Origin of the sequence: Salinivibrio siamensis (assembly GCF_001996005.1) — a bacterium.
Lineage (GTDB): Bacteria > Pseudomonadota > Gammaproteobacteria > Enterobacterales > Vibrionaceae > Salinivibrio > Salinivibrio siamensis.
Window position 1 is genome coordinate 72,728 of the sequence record NZ_MUFB01000001.1, and the last position, 11,544, is coordinate 84,271.

The window sequence follows — 11,544 nt, forward strand, 5'->3', positions numbered from 1 at the left end:
GGCTTTTTGATCCTTGACACGCCTGCCTGCGCCCCATATGGTTAATCCATACTCAAACATAACAACACAACGCCCAATGCTGATTCTCGTTCGTTTTTTTCGCTTCTTTTTTATCTCGCCAACGCGGGAGGAAGCGTGCTAAGCCTAATCAGCCTGGCGCACTAACCTCCCAACCGGGAGGTTTTTTTGTATTAGAACAAGGATAATGTATGCCAGACACACCACGCCCACTGGATGAGATACGCACGCGAATAAGCCAGCTTGATCAAGAGCTGCTGACACTATTGGCCGAGCGCCGTCGCTTAAGCCTAGATGTCGCCAAAAACAAAGTCGCCGTGCAAAAACCGATTCGCGATCAAGCCCGCGAACAAGCCTTATTAGAAAAACTGGTGACCAAAGCGCAAGATCACCAGCTAGACGCCCACTATGTATTGAGTCTGTTTCACACCATTATCGAAGACTCGGTACTTATCCAGCAGCGCTATCTGCAAAACCTGGCCAACCCAGACAATCAGCGTCCAGTGGCACGGGTTTCTTTCCTGGGCAACCAAGGCTCATATTCCTATCTCGCCGCGCGCCAGTACTTTAGCCGCAAGCAAACCGAACTGGTGGAAATGGCCTGCGACAGCTTTAAAAAGGTGGTAGAAACGGTAGAAACCGGCCATGCCGATTACGGCATCTTACCCGTAGAGAACACCAGTTCTGGCTCAATCAATGAAGTGTACGATCAGCTGCAGCACACGCGTTTATCGATTGTCGGTGAGCTCACGCTGCCTATCGACCACTGCCTGCTTACCGTCGGTGACCAAGACCCAAGCCAAATTGATACCTTGTATGCCCACCCGCAGCCGCACCAGCAATGCAGCGAATACATTGACACCTTGGGTAAAGTGAAGAAGATTTATTGCTCCAGCACCGCTGAAGCCATGCGACAAGTGGCGGATTTAAACCAGCCCAACGTCGCCGCGATTGGTCATGCGGCAAGTGGTGAGTTTTACGGTTTAACCGCGATTAAGAGCGAGATAGCCAACCAACAGCAAAATCACACCCGCTTTATTGTCGTGGCCCGCAAGCCGGTTAAAGTGTCGTCACTGACCCCTGCCAAGACCACCTTTATCATGTCGACCTCGCAGCAAGCGGGCTCCTTGGTGGAGTGTTTAATGGTACTGCGCGAGCGCGGCATCAATATGACCAAGCTCGAATCTCGGCCCGTGCTTGGCAACCCATGGGAAGAGATGTTTTACGTCGATGTTGAAGCCAATATGGCCAGCAACCTGATGCAAAGTGCGCTGGACGAGCTCACCACCCTGACCCGTTATCTAAAAGTGCTCGGCTGCTACCCGTCAGAGACCATTTCCCCCACCGAAGTATCGCTGCCGGACAGCAACGAATAATCGCGAGTAGCCATTAACGCCAAAAGCCCACGATGTGGGCTTTTGGCGCTTTAATCATTATCATATCGCTTAAACCACCGTGTGAAGTCCATGCTGAACACCCCCAAAATAGTCAAATTTTCGCTCAATAAGGTCGAAAAACTGACCGTCCTTTTTTTCGTAATAACGAAACAACGCGTAAGCAATCAGGTCCGCGAGTTGAATCAATCTTGTTGCTTCAGAATCGATAAAGGCAGGGACTTCTGCCATATTCCTCAGCCGCCCCCAGTCATGACCATCGAGTTTAAACGCTTTAGCGAGTGCTTGAATCGGTGCTTCTTTGCTGCTCTTGTCAAAAAGAATCAGACCTCTTTGGGTATTATTGAAGTGAACATGTTGTCTGGCTAAGAAATGATCGAAGCGGGTTACAATTTGTTGAAAGGTATAATGAACAGGATCATTTGGAGAGATGGCACCTTTTCTTACAACTGATGCAAATATTCTAAATTTACGCCCATCAATTAAGCTAAGAGCCTGTTTGATGGCTTCTAGGCGCAACTCTTTATCAAACTTCCGCCAAAAGCCTCGCCCCGCAAGCATGGGGGCGCCGTGGAGTTCAACAGCGTGCGAGTCTTGTGGATTGAAGATTGCCGCGATTTTATCTAACTCAAGAGAAAGCCAATGTGCAGAGCGCTCGAACACACTAAAGCCAGCGAGAACAAAATGCTCTTGGTCTGCGCCACCAGGCGTGCCGGATTCATCTGCGTACAACAAAAACATAACGAACCCCTAAGATAATAGAGAGTCGCTACGAAAGGAAATGGGGGAAAGAAGGCGGCGGAAAGAGCTACGAGCTCAGCGCACTACAACAAGGCAGCACACCATAGATTGTTTCCAACCGCTCGATAACTATATCCCTAAATCACAGACTCTGCAACGATAGTTCTAATACGCTTTCGACCGCTTGCTGTAGCCTCAAACACGCAATAACCGTACATCTCATAGCGACGAAATAATACTTTCGGATCCGCTTAGCCTACTACAAAGACTCACTTTTCCACGTGCGAGCCTGATTATAAATACCCTATCACTTTATCCATGCGATCCAGTTCTTAGTCCCTCATATCGATATACACGCTATCTCACTTTATCTGTGTGGCTCTCTACCCTCCTGCCCCCTTGAAAAGGTGAGTCTTGACTAGGTCGCGGTGCGATGGGTAGCATCGTTGGCTTGTCGCAACAAGCCTTGGCTTTCTTGTAAAAAGCGTGGGGCATAGTCGCCAAACCAGTTTTCCACTTGCGCGAAGGCATCGACAAACGTGGACTTATCATGTTGCTCGAGCAAATCAATCGCTTCCCCAAAACGCTGATAAAAGCGTTTGATCATCGCCAGGTTTTGCGGCGAGGACATAATAATATCCGCATACAGACCCGCATCTTGGGCGAACAAGCGCCCCACCATGGCAAGCTCTAAGCGATAAATCGGTGAGCTTAGCGCGGTAAGCTGATCTAAGTTGGGGTTTTCTTCTGCCAGATGCACGCCGTAAACAAACGACGTAAAGTGGCGCAGCGCTTGGATCAGCGTCATGCCTTCATCATGCTCGATGGCGCTGATCCGATGTAGCCCAGCGCCCCAAATCCGAAACTGTTCCAACAACCATTGGTATGCCTCAGGATGTCGGCCGTCGCAATAAACAATCACCTGCTTGGCAAGGCTGGCCACATCGGGGCCAAACATCGGGTGTAGACCGACCACTGGGCCTGAATGCGCGGCTAACATCGCTTGTAGCGGACCTGATTTGATGGAGGTGAGATCCACTAATAAGCAGTCATCTGGCAGTTGGGTCAATTGATTAATGACCGCTTCCGTAACGTCAATGGGTACCGACACCACCACCATACCCGCGTCAGCCAGCAAGGTATCCGCATGCACCCAATCGTCTTTATCCAGCACAGTGACCTGATAGCCAGAAAGCGCAAACAAGCGCGCGAACACCCCCCCTAGCTGCCCTTTACCGCCAATGACTACGACCTGGCGTAAATCCGGGTTTAGACACTTAAAGCCAGAGTCGTTTTCACTGCTGTACGATTCGCGCATAGTACGACGCAGCACATCTTCAATTAAGTCTGGTGGCACGCCTTGCGACTGTGCTTCTTGACGACGCGAAGCGAGCATCGCTGCTTCACGGTCCGGCGCATAAATGGGCAAGCCATGTTGGCTTTTTACCTCTCCCACTTCTGCGACCAGTTCTAAACGGCGCGCGAGCAAGCTCACCATTTGCTTGTCGACATCATCGATTTGATCGCGCAATCGGCTCAGTTCTGCCACCATGATTTAGCCCTGTTGAATACGTTGTTGAAGAGAGGTTGCCAGCTCTTGGTGAGCATGACGCAACAATTGTTCGGTAGACGCCCAATCAATGCACGCATCGGTGATCGACACACCGTACGCCATCTCATCTTTCGGCAGATCCGCTGATTGGTTGCCAGCATTGAGGTGACTTTCGATCATCAAGCCAATCACAGAGCGGTTACCTTGTTTAATTTGATGGATCACATCTTCCGCCACCAGCGGTTGGCGACGATAATCTTTACGTGAGTTAGCGTGGCTACAATCCACCATGAGAGACGGATTTAGTCCCGCCGCTTCCATTTGCTGTTCACATTCAGCGACAGACACTGAGTCGTAGTTGGTTTGCTTGCCGCCGCGCAGGATCACATGGCCGTTTGGGTTACCTTGGGTATTCAATAACGCTACTTGGCCGGCTTGGTTGATCCCCATAAACCGGTGCCCAGACGCAGCGGCTTTCATCGCATTGGTGGCGGTGGCCAGATTGCCATCCGTGCCATTTTTAAAGCCGATTGGCATCGACAGTCCACTGGCCATTTCACGATGGGTTTGCGACTCGGTGGTGCGCGCACCAATCGCCGCCCAGCTAAACAGATCGCCTATGTATTGCGGGCTGATCGGATCCAGTGCTTCGGTGGCCAGCGGGATCCCCATTTGCGCTAAATCCGTGAGCAAACCACGCGCTTGCTTTAAGCCAGACTCCACGTCAAAGCTGCCATCCAGATGCGGATCGTTGATTAAGCCTTTCCAGCCAGTGGTGGTGCGTGGTTTTTCAAAGTAAACCCGCATTACAATAAACAAATGATCACTCAGCTCATCCGACAAGGCTTTCAGACGACGCGCGTAATCTTTGGCCGCCTCAACATCATGAATGGAGCAAGGGCCACACACCACTAACAAGCGGTGATCGCGTTTGTGAATAATATCCGCCACGGTTTGTCGCGCTTGGCTGATCGCCGCACGAGTACTTTTTTCAATCGGGAACTGGGCACGGAGCTGCTCTGGTGTGAGAAGCACCTGCTCGTCACGAATGTGGATATTGGTTACCGAGTCTTGCTGCATAGCCTTGCCTTGAGTTGTTCATTAGGTTTTACACAGACAATACCAGGCTCTATTCTAAAAGCAATAGTGAGTGTATCATTTAATTTACTTAGTAAATTTAAGTTTACACTCGAATTTAAGATAGAGTCTTAAACCGTCAATCGTTACTATAACCTATCCGTCATTTTTGTGTGGGTGGTTATGGCCCTGGTTCTTTCCCTCTTGCAGCAAATGAGCGTTTATCTAGTGATTGCCTATTTGCTGAGTAAAACGCCGGCGTTTATGCCACTACTGAGTATCTCAGGACGGCTGTCGCATAAAGTCGTTTGTTATTTCCTCTTCTCAGGCTTTTGTATTCTCGGCACCTACTTTGGTTTAAGTATCCAAGATGCGATTGCCAATACTCGCGCAATTGGCGCGGTGATGGGGGGATTACTGGGCGGGCCGGTCGTGGGGTTTTTGGTTGGGCTGACAGGCGGGCTGCACCGTTACAGTTTAGGCGGCTTTACCGATCTCGCCTGCGCTATATCGACGACCGCCGAAGGGTTAATTGGTGGTTTAATGCACCGCTACTTAGTGTCCCGCAACCAAACCAGCCGTTTATTTTCCCCTACCGTAGTGTTAGGGGTGACGTTTGTCGCCGAGCTGGTACAAATGGCGATTATTCTCGCGGTGGCTGAGCCCTTTAGCCGTGCATACGAGTTAGTCAGCGCGATTGCTGCGCCCATGGTGATCGCTAACTCAGTCGGTGCCGCGATGTTTATGAGTATTATTGTCGACCGAAAAACCCTGTTCGAACGCTATTCAGCGGCGTTTTCCAGTAAGGCGCTAAAAATTGCTGAACGATCGGTCGGTATTTTAAGTAGCGGCTTTAATCAGCAAAGCAGTGAACAAGTGGCTGCCATTATTCAGCAAGAGACAGGGGTCGGGGCCGTCGCAATTACCGATCGCGAAAAGATCCTCGCCTTTACCGGTATTGGCGATGATCACCACCTGCCCGGTACACCCATTGCCTCAGATTACACCCGTCGCGCGATTGCCGATGATCAATTAATTTATATCGATGGCGCCGATACGCCCTACTGCTGTTCGCTATCACCTTACTGCAAACTCGGTTCCGTGCTGGTGATCCCATTGCGCGGCGGTGATGGTTATGTGCTAGGCACGGTGAAACTTTATGAGCCTAAACGGAAACTCTTCTCGGCGATCAATGTCACCATGGGTGAGGGGATCGCGCGACTCCTCTCCAACCAGATTTTGACCGGGCGTTATCAGCGCCAACAAAGCTTGCTCACCCAAGCCGAGTTAAACTTGTTGCGCGCCCAAGTGAACCCGCACTTTTTGTTCAATGCCTTAAATACCATTAGTGCGGTGGTCAGGCGTGAGCCGGAACGTGCTCGCCAATTAATCCAGCACTTATCAACCTTCTTTCGCAGCAACCTCAAGCAAAACCGCGAAACGGTGTCGCTTGAGCAAGAGCTGAGTCATCTTGATGCGTACTTAGAGCTAGAACATGCCCGCTTTGCCGATCGTATGAGTGTTGAAAAGCAGATTGACCCGGCTATCTTACACGCGGTGATCCCAAGCTTTACCTTACAACCTTTGGTTGAAAACGCCGTGAAGCATGGGATCAGTCAATTGATGGCAGGCGGTAAAATTGTGATCCGTGGCTGGCAAGAAGGCGAATGCCTGTATTTACAAGTGGAAGATAATGCCGGGCTTTATCAACCGGCAGCACAACACTCAGGACTAGGAATGCGTATTGTCGATAAGCGCGTGCGCGGGTTGTTTGGTAGCCAATACGCGCTGAAAATGACCTGTCAGCCCGATGTGTGGACGCGGGCAACCGTCACTCTTCCCTTAACCTATCAAGCCCCCAACAAGGAGAGACAGGGATGATCAAGGCATTGATTGTTGATGATGAGCTTCATGCACGTGAAGCCTTGGAAGATGAGTTACTGGCACTCGGTGGCGTTGAGGTGCTTGGACAGTGCAACAATGCCATCGACGCGCTGAAAGCCATCAATCAAACCCGCCCCGATGTGGTGTTTTTAGATATTCAGATGCCTCGCGTGACCGGTTTAGAGCTACTCGCGATGCTCGACCCCGCCACCATGCCCAAGGTGGTGTTCGTGACCGCCTATGATGAATTCGCTGTACAAGCGTTTGAGGAAAATGCATTCGACTATTTGCTCAAACCCGTCGAAACTGGACGATTGAAGAAATCACTGGAAAAACTCACCCGTGAGCTGAGCCAGAAACACGACTACCAAGTGATCACGCCCGCGTTGGATTTGCTCCCTTGCGCCGGACACAATCGAATTACGTTGATCCCTCACCAAGAGGTGGAGGTCGCACGTACCGCGCTAAGTGGGGTCGCGCTACTCACAGCAAAAGGCGAGTCTACCACGCACCTTTCACTCAAGGTTTTGGAAGACAAAACCCCCTTAATACGCTGTCATCGCCAATACTTAGTGCATCCGGCCACTATCCGCGAAATCCAGTTACTCGACAACGGCCTTGCCGAAGTGATCACGCAATCTGCCTATGTGGTACCTGTGAGCCGCCGCTATCTCAAAACACTGAAAGACAAGCTGGGCTTGTGCCAGTAACTCTCACCGCGCGTTAGTAGAAAAGCCCATTTGCTTGGCTTTGAAAGTCGTTGTAGCCGCGCTGCCACTCCATTCTAAAACGCTGAGAGCCAGGGCGACTTTCACACACGCCCATATAGGGGTTGCCATCTAATCCCAGTTGGTAGGCATGCTTGGGATCGCAATAGGCGTCAATACCATGAATATAGCCTTGCTCGTAATCGAGATAGTTGGCATTGATGGTCTCGCCAGCCTCAGAGGCTAACGTCCGCAAATCGCTTAACGAGCGCTGTGGCAACCCGCGCTGTCCATCTTGCTCGCCAAGTCCATACCAGTTCTGCTCATCAACCAAGCCTTGGGTAGTCGATGCGGCACATCCGACCAACAGTACGACACCCCATAGTGCAAAAAACGTTTTTATCATGCTAAACCCTTCCCCTACATAAAAAAGCCCCAGCAGAAGCTGAGGCTTAGATCTTAGCGTATTTGCGCAGATATTGCCGTAAGACCAATCATTTAGATAAAAATCAATCGATGGGCATACACGCTAGTCGCTCTGATGACATGACCATCATTTCTCATCCGCGATCAACTGTGGATTCGGTTTGTAGCCGACAAAGAAAGCGATAGTGGCAGCAATTGTCGCCCCCACGCCGATGATGGTAGCGATATTCATCGGTAGGCTAAACCCGATTTCAGCGTTAGCTAAGTAGGTAACAGTCACTGCGGTCATAAACATCGCCGGAATCGTGCACACCCAGTGCAACTTATCACGTTTAATCAGGTAAGCCGCCGCAGCCCATAGCATGATCATCGCGGTGGTTTGGTTGGCCCAGCCGAAGTAACGCCAAATCACGCCAAACTCCGCTTTGGTGATCAAAAAGCCCACCACAAACATGGGGATTGCAATCATCAGGCGCTTCACCATTGGTTTTTGCTGAATTTTCAGAAAGTCGGCGATAATCAGACGCGCAGAGCGGAAAGCGGTATCACCCGAGGTAATCGGCAGCACTATCACGCCTAAGACCGCCATAATGCCTCCCACGGTGCCAAGTAGCGAGGTAGAAACCTCATGCACCACCGCAGCCGGGCCACCGTTAGCCAGCGTTTGATTAAGCGCCTCACTCGACTCATAGAAGCTCAAGCCCAGGCTACACCAGATAAGTGCAATCACACCTTCACCGATCATCGCGCCATAGAAGATAAAACGCCCTGACTTTTCATTTTGCATGCAGCGCGCCATCAATGGCGACTGGGTAGCGTGAAAGCCGGATACTGCTCCACAAGCGATAGTAATAAACAGCAATGGCCACAGTGGTAGATCGGTTGGGTGGAAGTTAGTCGCAAAGTCTAGCCCTTGGCTGTAGAAGCTGTGATCGCTCACGGCCAAGCCGATAATCAAGCCGACCGACATAAAGACAAGCAAGGCACCAAACACGGGATAAAAACGGCCGATGATTTTATCAATGGGTACCACTGTCGCCAGCACATAATAGGCAAAGATAATACCCACCCACATCGCCACGCTCATCTCTGACAAGCTACCCAACAACTTGGCGGGACCGAGCACAAATACCACGCCGACCAACATCAAGAGCAACACCGCAAAGAAGTTCATAAAGTGTTTAGCGAAGTTACCCAGATGCTCGCCGACCACAGAAGGCACAGAAGCGCCATTTGCGCGGACACTCAGCATGCCAGAGAAGTAGTCATGGACAGCCCCCGCAAAAATGCAGCCAAACACAATCCACAACATGGCTACAGGACCGTACAAGGCACCGAGAATCGGGCCAAAGATGGGACCTAACCCAGCAATATTCAAAAGCTGAATCAGGTAGACTTTTTTGTCCGACAGCGGCACATAATCCACGCCATCGTTCATGCTCATGGCCGGTGTCGCTTTCTGCGGCTTAGGCCCAAAGATTTTGGTAATGAAGGTGCCGTAAGTGAAATAGCCCACAATCAAGGTCACCACGCATAATAAAAACCAGGACATCGCTGTTCTCCGTGTCGTTAGCAGCTAAGCTGTCAATCTTTTAGTAGGGTACAGATGCCATTTTGCCGACATAGCCGCCACATTCATCTGCTTTGTCGGTGAGTGGTCGCATGGCCGAGTAAACGGTTGTAAGAGCGGTTGAGCGGTTGAGCGGTTGGTTGAGGACAATAAAAAAGCCCGTCCAAGTGGACGGGCTTTTTGAGCAATAAACGCCGAGGGCGATTACTTCTTGTTAAGACGCTCTTTGATTCGAGCTGACTTACCAGAACGCTCACGCAGGTAGTACAGTTTGGCACGACGTACTGCACCGCGACGTTTAACAGTAATGCTGTCGATAACTGGCGAATGGATTTGGAAAGTACGCTCTACACCTTCACCGCTTGATACTTTACGTACGGTAAATGCAGTGTGTAGACCACGGTTGCGCTTAGCGATAACCACACCTTCATATGGCTGCAGACGCTCACGGTTACCTTCTTTTACTTTAAGCTGTACCAGGACAGTGTCACCTGCTTGAAACTCAGGCAGGTCTTTTTTCATTTGCTCTTCTTCGAGCTGCTTGATGATGTTACTCATTGTTTATAACCCTAGAATAAACTGAAACTCAATTTGATTCGGCACTTGCACGGTGTTCTTTTATGAACTCGGCAAGTAGTGATTCCTGTTCGTCAGTCAGAGCTAGGTTTTCCAGGAGCTCTGGTCGTCGTAGCCAAGTGCGACCTAGCGATTGCTTTAATCGCCAGCGACGAATGTCCTTGTGATTGCCGGATTTTAGCACCTCTGGTACCCCCAACCCGTCTAACACTTCTGGACGTGTGTAGTGTGGACAGTCTAACAACCCGTTAGCAAAGGAGTCTTCCTCTGCTGACGCCATGTCGCCGAGTACACCCGGTACAAACCGAGCAACCGCGTCCACTAGCGTCATTGCGGGCAGCTCGCCCCCACTGAGCACAAAATCTCCCACTGACCATTCTTCGTCTACATGGGTTTGAATAATGCGCTCATCTACCCCTTCATACCGGCCGCAAATCAAAATAAGTTTGTCATTGCTAGCCAGTGATTCAACCCCCGCTTGGTCGAGCTTGCGCCCTTGCGGAGAGAGGTAAACCACTTTCGCTTTATCGCCTGCGGCATGTTTGGCAGCGTGAATAGCATCGCGCAAAGGCTCAACCATCATCAACATGCCGGGGCCACCGCCGTAAGGTCGATCATCAACCGTACGGTGTCTGTCGTGGGTGAAATCTCGCGGATTCCACGTTTCGACGTTTAACAGCCCTTTTTTTACCGCTTGGCCCGTGACTCCAAAATCAGTGACCGCTCGGAACATTTCAGGAAACAGGCTAATAATGCCAACCCACATATTTCCGCTCGCTTACTGTTGGAGTTTAAAAACCAGGATCCCAGTCAACTTCGATCCGTTGAGCAGTGCGATCAATTGACTTGATAACCTGCTCTTCAAGGAACGGAATTAAGCGTTCCTTTTTGCCAAAAGCATCTTTGAGGTTGGCTTTGACGACAAGTACGTCGTTAGAGCCGGTTTCGAGCATGTCAGTCACCGTACCGAGGTGGTAGCCTTTCGCATTCACCACGTCCATGCCAAACAGCTCACGCCAATAAAACTCTTCATCTGATAAAGCAGGCAGCGACTCAGTCCCTACTGCAATCTCAGCATTGGTCAGCATCTGCGCGTCTTCGCGCTGATCCAGCCCTTTGAGCTTGGCAACATACCCCTTGTTGTGGCGTTTCCAGTCTTCTAACTCGAAACGTTGCCACTGCCCGCGCACCAGGATAAACCAAGGAGAGTAGGCAAAAATGCTCTCAGCTTCTTCAGTGTAAGAAAAAATCTTGAGCCAGCCACGAATACCGTATGACGCGCCTAGCTTGCCAACCACGATAGTATCTTGCTCACTCATTTCTTCTTTTAACCCTGACACTGGAGACTTACGCTGCTTTCGCGGCGTCTTTAACTAGCTTAGCCACACGGTCAGAAACCGTTGCGCCTTCGCTAACCCAGTGGTTTACACGATCCAGGTCAAGGCGTAGTTTCTCTTCCTGGCCTTGAGCTACAGGGTTAAAGAAACCGATTTTCTCGATGAAGCGACCGTCGCGCGCCTGGCGGCTGTCAGCTACAACGATTTGATAAAATGGGCGTTTTTTCGCGCCATGACGTGCCAAACGAATGGTTACCATATC

The 11,544-nt window shown here is 50.6% G+C and carries 12 protein-coding genes; 3 read left to right on the forward strand and 9 right to left on the reverse strand.

Annotation, left to right across the window (positions count from 1 at the left end; all coding sequences use genetic code 11):
* Positions 1-209 precede the first annotated feature (209 nt).
* Complete coding sequence (gene pheA, locus BZG73_RS00320) at positions 210-1,394, forward strand: prephenate dehydratase (RefSeq protein WP_077667309.1); 1,185 nt, start codon at positions 210-212, stop codon at positions 1,392-1,394.
* Between the two features lie 69 nt (positions 1,395-1,463).
* Here the strand turns inward: pheA and BZG73_RS00325 are convergent, their stop codons facing one another.
* From BZG73_RS00325 to BZG73_RS00335, 3 genes are all read right to left on the reverse strand, one after another.
* Complete coding sequence (locus BZG73_RS00325) at positions 1,464-2,153, reverse strand: DUF3800 domain-containing protein (protein WP_077667310.1); 690 nt, start codon at positions 2,151-2,153, stop codon at positions 1,464-1,466.
* A gap of 418 nt (positions 2,154-2,571) precedes the next feature.
* Positions 2,572-3,705 (reverse strand): bifunctional chorismate mutase/prephenate dehydrogenase, encoded by a 1,134-nt coding sequence (gene tyrA, locus BZG73_RS00330; RefSeq protein WP_077667311.1) that lies wholly within the window; start codon positions 3,703-3,705, stop codon positions 2,572-2,574.
* A gap of 3 nt (positions 3,706-3,708) precedes the next feature.
* On the reverse strand, positions 3,709-4,785 hold the full coding sequence (locus BZG73_RS00335; RefSeq protein ID WP_046074130.1) for a 3-deoxy-7-phosphoheptulonate synthase: 1,077 nt from the start codon (positions 4,783-4,785) through the stop codon (positions 3,709-3,711).
* Positions 4,786-4,965: 180 nt separating this feature from the next.
* Here BZG73_RS00335 and BZG73_RS00340 point away from each other — a divergent pair, with 180 nt between their 5' ends.
* Positions 4,966-6,663, forward strand: a complete 1,698-nt coding sequence (locus tag BZG73_RS00340) for a sensor histidine kinase (RefSeq protein WP_046074129.1) — start codon at positions 4,966-4,968, stop codon at positions 6,661-6,663.
* A complete protein-coding gene (btsR, locus tag BZG73_RS00345; protein ID WP_077667312.1) occupies positions 6,660-7,376 on the forward strand; it encodes a two-component system response regulator BtsR in 717 nt (238 codons plus the stop codon). Before BZG73_RS00340 ends, btsR begins: the two co-directional genes overlap by 4 nt.
* 13 nt (positions 7,377-7,389) lie before the next feature.
* Here the strand turns inward: btsR and BZG73_RS00350 are convergent, their stop codons facing one another.
* From BZG73_RS00350 to rpsP, 6 genes are all read right to left on the reverse strand, one after another.
* The gene (locus BZG73_RS00350; RefSeq protein WP_077650551.1) at positions 7,390-7,776 is read right to left on the reverse strand and encodes a DUF2799 domain-containing protein; all 387 of its coding nucleotides are present in this window, start codon (positions 7,774-7,776) and stop codon (positions 7,390-7,392) included.
* Between the two features lie 150 nt (positions 7,777-7,926).
* A complete protein-coding gene (locus tag BZG73_RS00355; RefSeq protein ID WP_046074126.1) occupies positions 7,927-9,351 on the reverse strand; it encodes a carbon starvation CstA family protein in 1,425 nt (474 codons plus the stop codon).
* 222 nt (positions 9,352-9,573) lie between these two features.
* Positions 9,574-9,927 (reverse strand): 50S ribosomal protein L19, encoded by a 354-nt coding sequence (gene rplS / locus BZG73_RS00360; RefSeq protein ID WP_046074125.1) that lies wholly within the window; start codon positions 9,925-9,927, stop codon positions 9,574-9,576.
* Between the two features lie 28 nt (positions 9,928-9,955).
* Positions 9,956-10,711, reverse strand: coding sequence for a tRNA (guanosine(37)-N1)-methyltransferase TrmD (gene trmD, locus BZG73_RS00365; RefSeq protein ID WP_046074124.1), 756 nt, complete (start codon positions 10,709-10,711; stop codon positions 9,956-9,958).
* 25 nt (positions 10,712-10,736) lie between these two features.
* Positions 10,737-11,264: a ribosome maturation factor RimM gene (gene rimM / locus BZG73_RS00370; protein WP_077667313.1), complete on the reverse strand. Its 528-nt coding sequence runs from the start codon at positions 11,262-11,264 to the stop codon at positions 10,737-10,739.
* A 28-nt stretch (positions 11,265-11,292) separates the two neighbouring features.
* On the reverse strand, positions 11,293-11,541 hold the full coding sequence (gene rpsP / locus BZG73_RS00375) for a 30S ribosomal protein S16 (RefSeq protein WP_046074122.1): 249 nt from the start codon (positions 11,539-11,541) through the stop codon (positions 11,293-11,295).
* Between the last annotated feature and the right edge of the window lie 3 nt (positions 11,542-11,544).

Bases quoted from the DNA above. Each gene is read 5' to 3' on its own strand.
- pheA (WP_077667309.1), top strand. From the start codon at position 210: ATGCCAGACACACCACGCCCACTGGATGAGATACGCACGCGAATAAGC.
- BZG73_RS00325 (WP_077667310.1), bottom strand. From the start codon at position 2,153: ATGTTTTTGTTGTACGCAGATGAATCCGGCACGCCTGGTGGCGCAGAC.
- tyrA (WP_077667311.1), bottom strand. From the start codon at position 3,705: ATGGTGGCAGAACTGAGCCGATTGCGCGATCAAATCGATGATGTCGAC.
- BZG73_RS00335 (WP_046074130.1), bottom strand. From the start codon at position 4,785: ATGCAGCAAGACTCGGTAACCAATATCCACATTCGTGACGAGCAGGTG.
- BZG73_RS00340 (WP_046074129.1), top strand. From the start codon at position 4,966: ATGGCCCTGGTTCTTTCCCTCTTGCAGCAAATGAGCGTTTATCTAGTG.
- btsR (WP_077667312.1), top strand. From the start codon at position 6,660: ATGATCAAGGCATTGATTGTTGATGATGAGCTTCATGCACGTGAAGCC.
- BZG73_RS00355 (WP_046074126.1), bottom strand. From the start codon at position 9,351: ATGTCCTGGTTTTTATTATGCGTGGTGACCTTGATTGTGGGCTATTTC.
- rplS (WP_046074125.1), bottom strand. From the start codon at position 9,927: ATGAGTAACATCATCAAGCAGCTCGAAGAAGAGCAAATGAAAAAAGAC.
- trmD (WP_046074124.1), bottom strand. From the start codon at position 10,711: ATGTGGGTTGGCATTATTAGCCTGTTTCCTGAAATGTTCCGAGCGGTC.
- rimM (WP_077667313.1), bottom strand. From the start codon at position 11,264: ATGAGTGAGCAAGATACTATCGTGGTTGGCAAGCTAGGCGCGTCATAC.
- rpsP (WP_046074122.1), bottom strand. From the start codon at position 11,541: ATGGTAACCATTCGTTTGGCACGTCATGGCGCGAAAAAACGCCCATTT.